This is a genomic window from Aquicoccus sp. (genome assembly GCF_041686535.1).
In the GTDB taxonomy this organism is placed as follows: domain Bacteria; phylum Pseudomonadota; class Alphaproteobacteria; order Rhodobacterales; family Rhodobacteraceae; genus Aquicoccus.
Genome location: NZ_JAWLDS010000086.1, coordinates 1 through 12,666, shown reverse-complemented (window position 1 = coordinate 12,666; position 12,666 = coordinate 1). Strand labels below are relative to the sequence as shown.

The 12,666-nt window shown below is 65.1% G+C and carries 20 protein-coding genes; 9 read left to right on the top strand and 11 right to left on the bottom strand.

Annotated elements, in window-relative coordinates:
* The 8 genes from secF to ACESL9_RS14385 form a co-directional block, all read left to right on the top strand.
* A partial coding sequence (gene secF / locus ACESL9_RS14420; protein ID WP_372675042.1) for a protein translocase subunit SecF occupies nt 1-451 on the top strand: 451 nt, incomplete at its 5' end.
* Nucleotides 444-1,205, top strand: a complete 762-nt coding sequence (locus ACESL9_RS14415; protein WP_372614304.1) for a TSUP family transporter — start codon at nt 444-446, stop codon at nt 1,203-1,205. The genes secF and ACESL9_RS14415, both read left to right, overlap by 8 nt.
* Nucleotides 1,205-1,558: an Mth938-like domain-containing protein gene (locus tag ACESL9_RS14410; RefSeq protein ID WP_372614306.1), complete on the top strand. Its 354-nt coding sequence runs from the start codon at nt 1,205-1,207 to the stop codon at nt 1,556-1,558. The genes ACESL9_RS14415 and ACESL9_RS14410 overlap by 1 nt, the downstream gene beginning before the upstream one ends.
* A gap of 61 nt (nt 1,559-1,619) precedes the next feature.
* The gene (gene ccmA, locus ACESL9_RS14405) at nt 1,620-2,237 is read left to right on the top strand and encodes a heme ABC exporter ATP-binding protein CcmA (protein WP_372614308.1); all 618 of its coding nucleotides are present in this window, start codon (nt 1,620-1,622) and stop codon (nt 2,235-2,237) included.
* The gene (gene ccmB / locus ACESL9_RS14400; protein ID WP_372614310.1) at nt 2,234-2,890 is read left to right on the top strand and encodes a heme exporter protein CcmB; all 657 of its coding nucleotides are present in this window, start codon (nt 2,234-2,236) and stop codon (nt 2,888-2,890) included. The genes ccmA and ccmB overlap by 4 nt, the downstream gene beginning before the upstream one ends.
* Before the next feature lie 131 nt (nt 2,891-3,021).
* A complete protein-coding gene (locus tag ACESL9_RS14395; protein WP_372614312.1) occupies nt 3,022-3,759 on the top strand; it encodes a heme ABC transporter permease in 738 nt (245 codons plus the stop codon).
* Nucleotides 3,756-3,920: a heme exporter protein CcmD gene (gene ccmD / locus ACESL9_RS14390; RefSeq protein WP_372614314.1), complete on the top strand. Its 165-nt coding sequence runs from the start codon at nt 3,756-3,758 to the stop codon at nt 3,918-3,920. Before ACESL9_RS14395 ends, ccmD begins: the two co-directional genes overlap by 4 nt.
* Nucleotides 3,907-4,452, top strand: coding sequence for a DsbE family thiol:disulfide interchange protein (locus ACESL9_RS14385; RefSeq protein WP_372614316.1), 546 nt, complete (start codon nt 3,907-3,909; stop codon nt 4,450-4,452). Before ccmD ends, ACESL9_RS14385 begins: the two co-directional genes overlap by 14 nt.
* Before the next feature lie 208 nt (nt 4,453-4,660).
* On the opposite strand, the gene ACESL9_RS14380 is transcribed toward ACESL9_RS14385, so the two are convergent.
* From ACESL9_RS14380 to ACESL9_RS14335, 10 genes are all read right to left on the bottom strand, one after another.
* Complete coding sequence (locus ACESL9_RS14380; protein ID WP_372614318.1) at nt 4,661-5,467, bottom strand: ABC transporter permease; 807 nt, start codon at nt 5,465-5,467, stop codon at nt 4,661-4,663.
* Nucleotides 5,464-6,351 carry an ABC transporter permease gene (locus ACESL9_RS14375; RefSeq protein ID WP_372614320.1) on the bottom strand — a complete coding sequence of 296 codons (888 nt, stop codon included), beginning with the start codon at nt 6,349-6,351 and terminating at the stop codon, nt 5,464-5,466. Before ACESL9_RS14375 ends, ACESL9_RS14380 begins: the two co-directional genes overlap by 4 nt.
* Before the next feature lie 49 nt (nt 6,352-6,400).
* A complete protein-coding gene (locus ACESL9_RS14370) occupies nt 6,401-7,120 on the bottom strand; it encodes a transporter substrate-binding domain-containing protein (protein WP_372614322.1) in 720 nt (239 codons plus the stop codon).
* Nucleotides 7,121-7,167: 47 nt separating this feature from the next.
* Complete coding sequence (locus ACESL9_RS14365) at nt 7,168-7,920, bottom strand: transporter substrate-binding domain-containing protein (protein ID WP_372614324.1); 753 nt, start codon at nt 7,918-7,920, stop codon at nt 7,168-7,170.
* Nucleotides 7,917-8,705: an ABC transporter ATP-binding protein gene (locus ACESL9_RS14360; protein WP_372614326.1), complete on the bottom strand. Its 789-nt coding sequence runs from the start codon at nt 8,703-8,705 to the stop codon at nt 7,917-7,919. The genes ACESL9_RS14365 and ACESL9_RS14360 overlap by 4 nt, the downstream gene beginning before the upstream one ends.
* 136 nt (nt 8,706-8,841) lie before the next feature.
* Nucleotides 8,842-9,582: a phosphate/phosphite/phosphonate ABC transporter substrate-binding protein gene (locus tag ACESL9_RS14355; RefSeq protein ID WP_372614328.1), complete on the bottom strand. Its 741-nt coding sequence runs from the start codon at nt 9,580-9,582 to the stop codon at nt 8,842-8,844.
* Nucleotides 9,579-10,013, bottom strand: a complete 435-nt coding sequence (locus ACESL9_RS14350) for a TerB family tellurite resistance protein (protein ID WP_372614330.1) — start codon at nt 10,011-10,013, stop codon at nt 9,579-9,581. Before ACESL9_RS14350 ends, ACESL9_RS14355 begins: the two co-directional genes overlap by 4 nt.
* 6 nt (nt 10,014-10,019) lie before the next feature.
* The gene (locus ACESL9_RS14345; protein ID WP_372614332.1) at nt 10,020-10,469 is read right to left on the bottom strand and encodes a TerB family tellurite resistance protein; all 450 of its coding nucleotides are present in this window, start codon (nt 10,467-10,469) and stop codon (nt 10,020-10,022) included.
* Between the two features lies 1 nt (nt 10,470).
* Complete coding sequence (locus ACESL9_RS14340) at nt 10,471-10,767, bottom strand: DUF1330 domain-containing protein (protein ID WP_372614334.1); 297 nt, start codon at nt 10,765-10,767, stop codon at nt 10,471-10,473.
* Nucleotides 10,768-10,864: 97 nt separating this feature from the next.
* Nucleotides 10,865-11,506, bottom strand: coding sequence for a hypothetical protein (locus tag ACESL9_RS14335; RefSeq protein ID WP_372675041.1), 642 nt, complete (start codon nt 11,504-11,506; stop codon nt 10,865-10,867).
* 164 nt (nt 11,507-11,670) lie between these two features.
* Here ACESL9_RS14335 and ACESL9_RS14330 point away from each other — a divergent pair, with 164 nt between their 5' ends.
* Nucleotides 11,671-12,219 carry a hypothetical protein gene (locus ACESL9_RS14330; RefSeq protein ID WP_372675040.1) on the top strand — a complete coding sequence of 183 codons (549 nt, stop codon included), beginning with the start codon at nt 11,671-11,673 and terminating at the stop codon, nt 12,217-12,219.
* A gap of 12 nt (nt 12,220-12,231) precedes the next feature.
* On the opposite strand, the gene ACESL9_RS14325 is transcribed toward ACESL9_RS14330, so the two are convergent.
* A partial coding sequence (locus tag ACESL9_RS14325) for a glutamine amidotransferase-related protein (protein ID WP_411269470.1) occupies nt 12,232-12,666 on the bottom strand: 435 nt, incomplete at its 5' end.

Sequence of the window (12,666 nt, the reverse complement as noted above, 5' to 3'; positions counted from 1 at the left end):
GGCGGTGGCCGCGCTGGTGCACGACGTGGTGCTGACCATCGGGATTTTCAGCGAATTGCAGATCAAGTTCGACCTGGCGATCATCGCCGCACTCCTGACAATCGTGGGCTATTCGCTCAACGATACCGTGGTGGTGTTCGACCGGGTGCGTGAAAACCTGCGCAAATACAAGCAGATGCCGTTCAAGGAGGTGCTCAACATCTCGATCAACGAGACGTTGAGCCGGACGGTTATGACCTCGCTCACCACGCTTCTGGCGCTGATCTCGCTTTTCGTGCTGGGCGGTGACGTGATCCGGGGCTTTGTCTTTGCCATGATCTGGGGCGTGATCGTGGGCACCTACAGCTCGATCTTCGTGGCCAGCGTCATCCTGCTTCGGCTGGGGGTGAAGCGCGACTGGTCCAAGCCCGATGGAAACGCGGGCACGCAATACGCCAAAATAGATGCCTGAAATCATAGCCGAGGCCCTCGCCATCGGGGGCATCGGCTGGGTGTTCGCCGCGGCCTTCGTGGCCGGGATCGTGCGCGGATTCGCCGGTTTCGGCACCGCGATGATCTTTCTGCCGGTGGCCACGCGGGTGGTCGAGCCGGTCTGGGCGATCATCATCCTTGTGGTCATGGATGCGATCGGCCCCTTGCCGATCATCCCGCGGGCGCTGCGCGAGGGTCATCCGCGCGATCTCATGCGGCTTTTCGCCGGAACGATGGTGGCGCTGCCGGCCGGGCTTGCGGTGCTGTTCTGGGTCGATCCGGTGGTGTTCCGGGTCGTGGTTTCGGTGCTGAGCCTGGGGCTTCTGGTGCTGCTTGTCGGCGGGCTGCGTTATCGTGGCACGCTCCGGCCGCCCTTGATCTATGCCACCGGAGGCGTGGGGGGATTCCTCGGCGGGGCGGTGGGTATACCGGGTCCGCCGGTGATCCTGCTTTACATGGCAAGCCCGCACCCGGCGCAGGTGATCCGGGCCAACGCCACGGCCTATCTCTATGGGTTCGACATCCTTGTCCTGGTGAGTTTCGCCGTGCTCGGGCGGTTGTGGGGCCTGCCGCTGACGCTTGGCCTGATGGCGGCGCTGCCCTATCTTCTGGGCAACGGCCTGGGCTGGTGGATTTTCCGGCCCGGCCATGAAAGGCTCTATCGCGCGGTGGCCTACGGGATCATCGCCGCCTCGGCGCTGTCGGGGCTCTGGTCGGTCATCGGAGGGACGTGATGAGATTTACACAGGTCGATTTCGGGGATGTGCAGCCGATTGACGGCTATGGGCAGGGGTTTTTCCGCATTGGCGGCCAGGTCTATGAGGGGGCGGTTCTGCTGACCGCTTCGGGGGTGGAGCCACTCGAGGGGTTGCGGGACCGGGCGCGCATCATGGCGCTGGTGGGAGAGATCGACGTGATCCTGTTCGGTACCGGGACCGAGATTGCGCATATCGACGCGGGCCTGCGTGCCGAGATCGAGGCGGCGGGGATCGGCGCGGAGGTCATGAACACGCCGGCGGCCTGCCGGACATGGAACGTGCTGGCCGCCGAGGGCCGCCGCGTCGCGCTCGCGGCCCTTCCGGTTTGACGGCGGTATGTCGCGACGAAAAGCGGTTCTGTTGGCGCGCGGACTGCGCTAAGGCGAGGCCATGGAACTCGAAGTAAGCGATCTTTCCGTTGCGCGTGGCGGCATCCCGGTGCTCGAGGGGCTGGAGTTCCGGCTGGAGGCCGGGCAAGCCCTGATCCTGCGCGGACCGAACGGGATCGGCAAGACGACGCTCCTGCGCACCGTCGCCGGGCTTCAGCCGCCAATGGCCGGGCGGATCAGCCTCGATCGCGAGGCGATGACCTATGCCGCCCATGCCGACGGGCTCAAGGCGACGCTGACGGTCGAGGAAAACCTTGCGTTCTGGGCCGCGGTCTTTGGCACCGGGGAGACAGACGCGGCACTGGACGGGTTCGCGCTGCGCGATTTGCGCGCCCGCCCGGCGGGGGCGCTCTCGGCGGGGCAGAAACGGCGGCTGGGGCTGGCGCGGCTGCTGGTGACGGGGCGGCCGGTCTGGGTGCTCGACGAGCCCACGGTATCGCTCGACGTGGATGCGGTGGCGATGTTCGTGCGCGCGGTGCGGGCACATCTGGCGGGCGGTGGCATGGCGCTCATGGCCACGCATATCGACCTTGGCCTGGCCGAGGCGGCGGTTCTCGATGTCGGCGGGTTCCGGACGCGCGCCGCAAAGGACGATCATTTCGACGAGGTGTTCCTGTGAGCGCCCTTCTCATTCGCGACCTGCGGCTGGCGATGCGGGCGGGGGGCGGCTTTGGCCTCGGCCTTGCGTTCTTCCTCATCGTGGTGACGCTGGTGCCCTTCGGCGTGGGCCCAGAGACCGGGCTGCTGGCGCGGATCGCACCGGGCATCCTGTGGCTTGGGGCACTTCTGGCCTGTCTCTTGTCGCTCGACCGGATCCTCGCGCTCGACTGGGAGGATGGCAGTCTCGACCTGTTGGCGACCTCGCCGCTGCCGCTGGAGGGGATCGTGACCATGAAGGCGCTGGCGCACTGGATCACGACCGGGCTGCCGCTGGTGATCGCCAGCCCGCTCTTCGGGGTGCTGATGAGCCTGCCGGGGGCGGGCTACGGCCCGCTTGTCCTGTCGCTTCTGCTGGGCACGCCGGCGCTTTCGGTGATCGGCACTTTCGGCGCGGCACTGACCGTGGGGCTCAAGCGCGGCGGGTTGCTCTTGAGCCTGCTGGTGCTGCCGCTTTACGTGCCGACGCTGATTTTCGGGGCCGAGATGGCGCGGCGCGGTGCGGAAGGGGCCGATCCGACCACGCCGATGCTGATGCTGGCAGGGATCAGTGCGGGGGTGATCGCGCTCCTGCCCTTCGCCAGCGCGGCGGTGCTCAGGGTTAACCTGCGCTGACCTGCGGCAAAAGGTGATGGATTTGTGAACCGATCAGGCTGGAAAATCGCGGTGATTTAAGGCAGATCAAGGCGAGCGGCCGCGGCGGCTGGAAAAAGGCAGCAGGAGATGCAACCGAAGATGGGCCCGAGATGAACCTCAACGCGCTGTGGGAATATGCCAACCCATTGAAATTCATGCGCACGACCGAGCGGGTACTGCCCTATTTCGCGGTTGCGGCGGTGGTTTGCCTTGTGACGGGGCTTGTCTGGGGGTTCTTCTTCACGCCCGATGATTTCCGCCAGGGATCGACCGTCAAGATCTTCTACATCCACGTGCCGAGCGCGATGATGGCGATCAATATCTGGGTGATGATGCTGATCACCTCGCTGGTGTGGATCGTGCGGCGCCACCATGTGAGCGCGCTGGCCGCGCGCGCCGCCGCCCCGATCGGCGCGGTGATGACAGTGATCGCGCTGGCGACCGGCGCGATCTGGGGACAGCCGATGTGGGGCACCTGGTGGGCCTGGGATCCGCGGCTTACCTCGTTCCTGATCCTGTTCCTGTTCTATCTGGGCTATATCGCGCTCTGGGAGGCGATCGAGGATGACGACACCGCCGCGGACCTGACCGCGGTCCTGTGCCTTGTCGGGTCGGTTTTCGCGATCCTGAGCCGCTATGCGGTGAATTTCTGGAACCAGGGGCTGCACCAGGGTGCATCGCTGAGCCTCGACAAGCAGGAGAACGTGGCCGATGTCTTCTGGTATCCCGCGCTGGTGTCGATCGCGGGCTTTGTTCTTCTGTTCATCGCGCTGGTGATAATCCGCACCAATACCGAGATCCGAGCGCGGCGAATGCGCGCCCTGCTGGCGCGGGAGCGGTTGGGATGATGCCGGACCTGGGAAAATATGCCGAAGCCGTGCTATCGTCCTACGCGGTGTCGATCTTGCTGATCGTGGCGCTGGTCGTGCTCTCGGTCCGCCGGTCCCGCAAGGTGAAGGCGCAGCTTGACGATATCGAAACCCGGAGGAAACACCATGGCCAGGGTTAGCCCGATGATGATGGCCCCGCCGCTTGTCTTCGCGGCGCTGGCGGCGCTTTTCTATTTCGGCATGTTGCGCGACAATCCCGACGAGCTGCCCTCGCAGCGGGTCGGCAAGCCGGTGCCACCGGTCGAACTGGCGCAACTGGGCGAGACGCCGCTTCTGACCGACGAGGTGCTCAACGCGCCGGGGGTGAAGCTGGTCAATTTCTGGGGTACCTGGTGCGTGGCCTGCCGGGCCGAGCATCCCACGCTTCTGTGGATGCGCGACAATCTCGATGTGCCGCTGCACGGGATCAATTTCGACGACACCACGGATCGCGCGCTGGCCTATCTCGAACGGGACGGCAACCCGTTCTCGCACCTGGGCGAGGCCAAGACCTCCCGCACCAAGATGGATTGGGGCGTCTATGGCGCGCCCGAGACCTTCATCATCGACGCCAATGGCAACGTGACCCTGCGCTTTGCCGGGCCGATCACGCAGCGGGTGCTGAACGAGACCATCCTGCCCGCGATCGAGAAAGCCAAGGCGGGAGGATAGTCGCGCGCGCATCTGTGGTCAGCATGATGTGGCGAACGCGCGCCTGCATGGCCGGATCACGAGTATTTTGGCCAAGAAAGAACCGGGTGGCGTCTCTTTCTTGGCGGGAAATACTCTGGGGGTGAATGGCGAAGCCAGAGGGGGCAAAGCCCCCTGCAGTCCAGAATCGTCTTGCGCCGCAGGCGCGCATTCGGATCACGCCTGGCTATCAGCGGATCAGGTTGGGGCGAAAGCGCAGGCGCTGGCGTGCGTCCTGGGGCAGGTGCCGGTTGAGGTGGCGGTTGATCAGGCCGAAGATCCCGATGATTAGAAGCGTCAGCAGGATGAAATAGCCTGCGAGGATCGGGTAGGGGATGAAGGGGTTGAAGGTCTTGTCAGCGAAATAGCTGGCATAATAGAGCGCGTCGCCCTTCTGTTGCCAGGCGGGAAAACCCGAGAAGAACACCAGCACGGTGGCGTGGAAGAGAAAGATCGCCTCGTTGGTATAGGCAGGCCAGGCGAGCCGCATCGCGGTGGGCCAGACGATCCGGCGGAACCGGGCCAAGCCGGAAAAACCATAGGCATCGGCGGCTTCGAGATCGCCCTTGGGCACCGACCGCAGCGCGCCATGGAAGATCTCGGCCGAATAGGCGGAGGTGTTGAAAAAGAGCACCACCAGCGCACCGAGCGCGGCCGAGGTGAAGGGGGTGAAGACGGGCGAGACCCCCTTGAGCGAGAGAAACAGGAAATAGCCGAAGAAGAACTGGATGAAGAGCGGCGAGCCGCGGAAGACGAAGATGAACCATTCGGCGGGCTTGCGCAGGATCGGGGTCCTCGCCCCCTTGGCCACGGCCAGCGCGTTGGCGAGTACGAACCCCGCCAGCAGGGCCAGCACCGCGAAATAGATGTTCCACAAGAGCCCCGATCCGATCAGGGTGAATTGCTGGCACAGCGTGAAATCCGAGCGCGGCAAGAGCCGTTCGCCGTAGCCCAGCGAGCGCAGCCCGTAATCCTGGATGGTCTGCCAGCAGCTCATGTCGTCGCGGCCTTTCTGAGCGCCTCGCCCGCGGCGGTCGCCTGTCCGCGGCTGAGCCGCCGGGTCAACCGTTCGAGCGCCACTTCCGAAACCCTTGTGAACGCGAGATAAAAGACCAGCAGCGCAAGAAAATACCACATCCGCCAGTCGGGATGCGGGTAACTGGTGAAACGCGCGGTCTTGGCGCCGCCGAGCTCGCGCGCCCAGTAGACGATATCCTCGACCCCGAGCAGGAAAAGAAGCGGCGTGGCCTTGATCAGGACCATCCAGAGGTTGCTGAGACCGGGCAGGGCATAGATCCACATCTGCGGCACCAGCACCCGCCAGAACGCCTGCCGCCGGGACATGCCATAGGCTTCGGCGGTCTCGATCTGGGCGCGGGGCACCGCGCGCATCGCGCCGAAGAGCACATTGGCGGCAAAGGCGCCGAAGACGATGGCAAAGGTCACCACCGCCAGCCCGAACCCATAGACCTCGTGCAGCCATTGCGGCGCCGAGGAGAGTGGCATCTTGGCGGCTGAGCAGACCACGAAATCATTGCCCTGCCGGATCGGTTCGGACCAGTCAGGGCATCTCAGCTTGTGCCGGAGGTATTCGATCCCCTGATCGAGGGCGATCACGAAGAACAGGAAGAACGCGATGTCGGGCACTCCGCGGACGATGGCGATGTAGAATTTTCCCAGCCACGAGAGCGGCGCGATGTGCGAGCGCGCCGCCGAGGCCCCGACAAAGCCAAGCGCCAGCGCCGTGGGGGCGGTGATCGCCAGGAGCAGCAACACCGTGCCGAAGGACCCGTAGAGCGCCATGTGCTTGCCCGTGGTGAGGTAGCACGACAGCCAGGTCAGACCGGAGAGCGTATCGGGGTCGGTGCAATAGGAGAACATCGCGGGCCCTTGCGGGGCCGGGCGGGGGTTGTCCCGCCCGGCCAGCGGTTCAGAAGGTTTCGCCGACGTCCCATTTCTCGATCAGCGCGTTGAGGCTGCCGTCATCCTTCATCGACTGGATCGCGGCGTCGAATGTCTCGCGCAACTCTTCATCGCTTTCGCGCAGGCCCATGCCGATGCCGCCGCCGATCAGTTCATCGCGGTCGAGAAGGGACAGGTCGGCGTTTTCCTCGGCGATGGGGGCAAGATAGCTCTTGTCGGCCAGAACCGCGTCGGCCTCGCCGGACCGCACGGCGGAAATGGTTTCGTCGGGCGTGGCGAATTCCACCAGTTGTGCGCCCATATCGGCCACGAAGGCGGCCTGGATCGTGTTGGTCTGGGCGGCGATCACGGCGCCTGTCACGTCGAGCCCCTCGTTGCCGGCCAGCACCATGTAGGCCGAGGGATCGGGCTGGGTGTAGTTCTGGGTGAAATCGATCACCTCTTCGCGTTCGTCGGTGATCGACATGCCCGCGATGATCGCGTCGTAGTTGCCCGACACGAGGTTGGGAATGATCGAATCCCAGTCGTTGGTGACCCATTCGCAGGTCAGTTCGGCACGCGCGCAGAGCTCGTCGCCCAGTTCGCGCTCGAACCCGTCGACTTCACCGTCATCGTTGAGAAAGTTGAACGGAGGATAGGCGCCCTCGGTGCCGAGGCGCACGGTGTCGGCCATGGCAAAGCCGGTCGAAAGGGCCAGTGCGGCGGTGGTCAGGATCAGTTGTCTCATGGTGGTCTCCCTTTGGTTGTCGGTTGAGTGTCGAAGCCGGGATCGTATCAGGCGTCCCTTGATGGTTTGAACCATTTATCGTTGAGCCGGTCGAGTGTTCCGTTGGCATCGAGTGTCGAGAGGGCGGCGTCGAAACGGTCGCGGAGCGCCGGGTTATCGGGATGAAAGCCGATGGCGGGGCCGCCTGCCGCGATCTCCTCGCGTCCGAGGATGGTCAACATGCGGTTGCTGTTGTGGACGTGGTTTTCAAGAAAATCGGGGCTGCCGAACATCATGTCGGCTTGCCCGTCGGTCACCGCCTTCAGGGCTGCGGTCGCTGTCGGGTGGCTCTGGGTCATCAGCCCGCCGGCGACGAGGTAATCATGGTGAATCGTGTCCTCCTGCACCGCGATCAATGCGCCCGCGGTGGATTGGAAGCTATGGGTGCTGACGAACATGCCCGATGCCGGCCCGGCCTGTGGAAAATACTCGCGGCTGAAGGCGATGCGTCGGGCACGCAGGGGCGTGATCGCCATGCCGGCCATGATCGCGTCGTAGTGACCGGCCAGAAGATCGGGGATCATGCTGGTCCAGTCATTGAGCACCCATTCGGCATGTATGCCGAGGCGGTCGCAGATCTCGGAGGCGAGGTCGATCTCGAACCCCTTGGGATTGCCTTGCGCATCGAGCGTGTTGTAGGGCGGAAATGCGCCTTCGGTGGCGATGCGGATCACGTCCCGGGGGCTGTCGTCGGCCGCGCGCAGGGCGGTGGCGATGGGCAGGGCGGTGAGCCCGGCAAGGAAGGCGCGGCGCCCGGTCATGCGTGCACCGTGGAGGAGAGAAAGCCGCGCAGGCGCTCGGATTTCGTGCTGCCGAACAGGTCTTTGGGCGAGCCTTCCTCTTCGATGCGGCCTTCGTGCAGGAAGATCACGTGATCCGAGACATCATGGGCCATTTTCATGTCATGGGTGACGATCATCATGGTGCGGCCCTCGGCGGCGAGATCCTTGATGACCCTGACGACCTCCTGCTCGAGCTCGGGGTCGAGCGCCGAGGTGGGCTCGTCGAAGAGAAGCGCGGCGGGTTCCATGGCAAGCGCCCGGGCGATGGCGGCGCGCTGTTGCTGGCCACCCGAAAGCTGCGCTGGCCATGCGTCGCATTTGTCGCCGATGCCGACCTTGTCGAGATAGGCGCGCGCCGCCGCTTCGGCTTCGGTCCTGTCGCGGCCCAGCACGGTCACGGGCGCTTCCATCACGTTCTGCAGGATGGTCATGTGGGACCAGAGGTTGAATTGCTGGAACACCATCGACAGGTTGGTGCGGATGCGCAGCACCTGCCTGGGATCGGCGGGGTGACGGTTCAGCCCTTCGCCCCGCCATTTGACCGGCTCACCCTGGAACAGGATGTCGCCCTGCTGGCTGTCTTCGAGCAGGTTGATACAGCGCAGGATCGTCGATTTGCCCGACCCGGATGAGCCGATGAGCGAGATCACGTCGCCGCGCCGGGCGGTGATGTCGACACCCTTGATCACTTCGAGCGCGCCGTAAGCCTTGTGCAGGTTGCGAATCTCGATGACGGGTGTGGTGGTCGTGTCGTCCTGTGGCACGGTTGGTCTGTCTGGTTCCCGGTTTTCTTGCTGGACCTCACTAGGGCGGAAAATCCGCAAGGATGCAACGTTCAATGCGAGCCTTACCGGGCGTAAAGCTGCGATTCGATCGGCAATCGCTTCGATTCGGAGCAGGTCAAGCGCGCGGTAACGGCGGTATCGGCTGGGCAAGATAGGCCGAGGATGGAATTTCGACGACCCCCTGCAAGGCAAGCGTGTGGCGATCCGCAGGCGAGAGGTCGGCGATGGCCTCTGCGACCGCGGCCAAGAGCGGCGCGGGATCGCGGCCGCGCGCGGTGATGAGTGGCAGGCCCGGCGTGGGGGGCGTGCGGGCGATCTCGCGCAGCTCGGGCGCGAAGCGGTCGTGGCGCTGGATCATCGCCCATGCAACCGCGTCGATCGCGGCGAGATCGGCGCGCCCCTGGGCCACCGCGAGGGCCGAGGCGCGATGGGCGCCGGTTTCGAGCAAGGGGCCGAAGGACAGGCCATGCGTGGCCATGTGGGTGACGGGCGCGGCCCAGCCGGATTGCGACAGCGCCTCGTTATAGGCGAAGGGCGCGCCGCCGAAATCGCCCAGCGCCCGGCGCGGGTCGTCGGCGCGGGCCACCATGACCGAGCAGTAATGCCCCGGCGGACAATCGGGCAGGCCGTAATCGGGTGTGCCGACCAGCGTGACGTGGTCGTGGAGCCGCGCGCGGTAGGGATAGCCGCAGGTCTGCGCCAGCAGGAGGTCGGGGGATTGCCAGATCTGCCAGAGATCGCGATCGCGGGTGAGATGATCCGGGCCAAAGCCCAGCCGGGCGCGGATCGCCTGCCAGAGGCGGTCATTGGCGGGGGTAGTCTCGGGCCGGTCATACATCGGCAGTGCGGCGATCATCCCCCCGCCTCTTGCCGTGCGCGGGCGCTTTCTCGGTCACTGATCCCGAGCAGGTTGGCCACCATGCGCAAAAGCGTGTCCTCGTGCATGTCCCGGCTGCCATCGGCCAGCACCACCTGCCACAGCGCGGTGAGCACGCCGAACCGATCCTCGTGCGGTACCGCCTCCTTGATGGCGCGGGTAAAGCGCACCGTGTCGGGGGCCTCGGATTCGAGGATCTCGGCCTCTTGCCGAAGGGCGGTGGCCTCGAAAGGCGACAGGCCATAGCGGGTCACGAGGATGCGGTCGATACGGTCGATCTCGACCTGTGCGTAGTCGTGATCGCTGCGCGCGACCCGCACCATGAGCGCGGCGAGGGCAAGCCGGGAATCGGCGTCCCCCAGGGGTTCGGGGGCGGGTGCGGTCAGGCGGCGCAGGAATTCGGCGAACATGGGATCCTATTTCGGGGTCATCTGTGCCGCGGTGTGTGCGGCGTCGTTATCTTCGGCGGTGAGGCCAAGGGCGATGCGCGTGGTTTCGATCACGTCGCGTTCTTCGGCGTGCTCCACCCCGTCGGCGAGCGTGACCTGCCAGAGCGCGCGCAGCGTGTCGAGCCGCCCTTCGTGGGCCACCGTGTCGCGGATCAAGGCGGCAAAGGTGCCTGTGCCCGGGGCGGCGCGTTCGAGTTTCTCGCAATCGGCGCGCATCTGCGCGGCCTCGACCGGGTTGAGCCCGTTGGCGGCGGCCAGGATACGGTCGATGCGGGCGATCTCCTCGACGCGGTAGGCCGCGTCGGATTTCGCCACCCGCACCATCAGCGCACCCAGCGCGAGCCGCGCGTCGGGTTCCGGCAAGGGGCGTGGTTTCGGGGCGGAAAAGGCCGAGAGGATGCGCTGGACGATGGGCATGTCACTCTCCGTCATAGCCTTCGATGATGATGATGTCTCCTGTCGAGACCGGATCGCGCAGCGCCTTGGCAGCCTGATAGCTCTCGGAATGGTAGCAGTCGAGCGCGGCCTGGTAGGAGGGAAACTCGATCACAACGTTGCGGGTGCGGGCGCTGCCTTCGGGGTTCTCGAACCGCCCGCCGCGCACGAGGAAGCGCGCGCCGTATTCGGCAAAGGGTTTGGCGTTGGCCGCGACATAGTTCATGTAGGCATCGGGATCGTCCACGTCGACGCGGCCGATCCAGTATCCTTTGGGCATATGTGTCTCTCCTCGTTTGGGATGGGCGCCGGGTGTCTGGCGGCGATGCTGCGCCGTGTGGCGGGTGCGGTCAAGGGGGCGGTTGTCCCGGATGGTATCAGCCAAGCGGGATCGGGTGAGCATAGAGGATGTCGTCGATGGCGATGCCGCCCGGATCGGTGTTGAGGATCAGCACACCGGCGATGTCGCGACGATGCTCGGCCCGGACGAGGCCGAGCGTCGATCGGCCGCGTTCCGGGTGGTGGAGATAGCGGCCCAGAAGCCGCGCGGCGCGGTCGTAGAATCGCAGTTCCACAACCCCGCGCCGGACCGCGTCATGCCCCAGCGGGTCTGGATAGGCGGTGTGGATCACGAGGCCGAAGGCATATTGGTCATCGTCGAAGAGCACCGCAACCGCGCCTTCGCCACGCCCCGAAATGGCATCGAAGCCGTCCGGCCCCAGCGCGAAGAGCGCGTTGGAGCCCAGCCCGCGATGAAAGGCCACCGAGAGGTTCCGGCCGGGTTCGCCCGCCGACAGGCCGAGCTGGGCCGAGGGCTGGCCCCGCACCCCGTCGAACCTTGCGCCCTGGCGGCCATGGATGGTGACGACGGACTGGCCCGCGAAACGCTCACCCAGCCAGGCGCGCCCGTCGCGGATCGGGGCATCGAACTGCCAGCCCGGTTCGGGCCTGCGGGGCACCTGTTCGAAGGTGATGCGTGCGTCAAGTTCCTCCGCAAGAACGTTGTAGGGTGTCGGCACCAATTCTTGTGCCGCGCCCGGTGCGCCCCCCCAGATGGTGAGGGAGCAGATGCAGAGGGCAAAAGTCGCCGAAAACCGCAATCCGGTCACATTTGTATCCCAGTTTTGGCCATTTACGCGGGCAGTTTGGAACATGCGAGGCATGATAACCGGGAAAACGCGAAATGGCAGCCTTTGCCGCAATCGACTGGACCAACTCGAGCGAACGCGAACAACTGGCCGCGGTGCGACGGGCCTGGCCCGAGGAGTTGAACCAGATCCTGTGCGAATATGACTGGTCGCTTTACCCCGAAACGGTGCTGGGTTGGGCGAGTGCGCAACGTGGCATAACGCTTTGCGCGGCGATCACGAGTTTTTTCAATGCCGACCCGATGCGGTTCAACTACCTGCCGCGCAGTGACGTGCCGGCGCAGTATCACGGGATATGCCGTCTGCTCGATGCAATGGCGCAGCGCGTGAACGCCGGGTTCTACCTGCCAAACGTGACCCATGTTCCCTGCACCCAGCAAAAGACGCTGCGCAACTGGATGTATTACCAGCAGGAGGACGTGATCGACAATCGACGCGGGCGGTGGGTGTTCGAGGAAGAGCTCATAGAGCCGCTGCTCAATCCTGCGCCGGAAGTCAAATCCAGACATGCCGACCGGCCCGTTTGCGAGGAGGCCAGGTTCCCCGACCTCGGTGCCCTGGTCAAACCACTGATGAATTTCTGATCGGGCCGCGGGTCAGACCAGCCGCGAGCTTTCCACCGCGGCGCGCACGAAATCGGCGAAAAGCGGATGCGGGGCAAAGGGCTTGGATTTCAACTCGGGATGGAACTGCACGCCGATGAACCACGGGTGATCGGCGCATTCGACGATCTCGGGCAGGCGCCCGTCGGGTGACATGCCCGAAAAACTCAGCCCGCATTCCTCGAGCTTGTCGCGATACTTGATGTCGACCTCGTAGCGGTGGCGGTGGCGCTCCTCTATCGCGGTGGCGCCATAGACCTGTGCCACCTTCGATCCAGGGGTCAGCGCGGCGTCATAGGCCCCGAGCCGCATGGTGCCACCCTTGTCGTCATTGGCCGAGCGTTTGACGGTGTAATTGCCCTGCACCCATTCCTTGAGGTGATAGACCACCGGGGTGAAGCGTTTTCCACCGGCCTCGTGATCGAATTC

What these genes read in the sequence shown, in the direction of transcription:
- ACESL9_RS14330 (WP_372675040.1), top strand. Translation starts at nt 11,671, where the DNA reads ATGGCAGCCTTTGCCGCAATCGACTGGACCAACTCGAGCGAACGCGAA.
- ACESL9_RS14365 (WP_372614324.1), bottom strand. Translation starts at nt 7,920, where the DNA reads ATGACCGGGCGCCGCGCCTTCCTTGCCGGGCTCACCGCCCTGCCCATC.
- ACESL9_RS14380 (WP_372614318.1), bottom strand. Translation starts at nt 5,467, where the DNA reads ATGAGCTGCTGGCAGACCATCCAGGATTACGGGCTGCGCTCGCTGGGC.
- ACESL9_RS14410 (WP_372614306.1), top strand. Translation starts at nt 1,205, where the DNA reads ATGAGATTTACACAGGTCGATTTCGGGGATGTGCAGCCGATTGACGGC.
- ccmA (WP_372614308.1), top strand. Translation starts at nt 1,620, where the DNA reads ATGGAACTCGAAGTAAGCGATCTTTCCGTTGCGCGTGGCGGCATCCCG.
- ACESL9_RS14355 (WP_372614328.1), bottom strand. Translation starts at nt 9,582, where the DNA reads ATGATCGCCGCACTGCCGATGTATGACCGGCCCGAGACTACCCCCGCC.
- ACESL9_RS14350 (WP_372614330.1), bottom strand. Translation starts at nt 10,013, where the DNA reads ATGTTCGCCGAATTCCTGCGCCGCCTGACCGCACCCGCCCCCGAACCC.
- ACESL9_RS14345 (WP_372614332.1), bottom strand. Translation starts at nt 10,469, where the DNA reads ATGCCCATCGTCCAGCGCATCCTCTCGGCCTTTTCCGCCCCGAAACCA.
- ACESL9_RS14340 (WP_372614334.1), bottom strand. Translation starts at nt 10,767, where the DNA reads ATGCCCAAAGGATACTGGATCGGCCGCGTCGACGTGGACGATCCCGAT.
- ACESL9_RS14370 (WP_372614322.1), bottom strand. Translation starts at nt 7,120, where the DNA reads ATGAGACAACTGATCCTGACCACCGCCGCACTGGCCCTTTCGACCGGC.
- ACESL9_RS14415 (WP_372614304.1), top strand. Translation starts at nt 444, where the DNA reads ATGCCTGAAATCATAGCCGAGGCCCTCGCCATCGGGGGCATCGGCTGG.
- ACESL9_RS14395 (WP_372614312.1), top strand. Translation starts at nt 3,022, where the DNA reads ATGAACCTCAACGCGCTGTGGGAATATGCCAACCCATTGAAATTCATG.
- ccmD (WP_372614314.1), top strand. Translation starts at nt 3,756, where the DNA reads ATGATGCCGGACCTGGGAAAATATGCCGAAGCCGTGCTATCGTCCTAC.
- ACESL9_RS14375 (WP_372614320.1), bottom strand. Translation starts at nt 6,351, where the DNA reads ATGTTCTCCTATTGCACCGACCCCGATACGCTCTCCGGTCTGACCTGG.
- ACESL9_RS14385 (WP_372614316.1), top strand. Translation starts at nt 3,907, where the DNA reads ATGGCCAGGGTTAGCCCGATGATGATGGCCCCGCCGCTTGTCTTCGCG.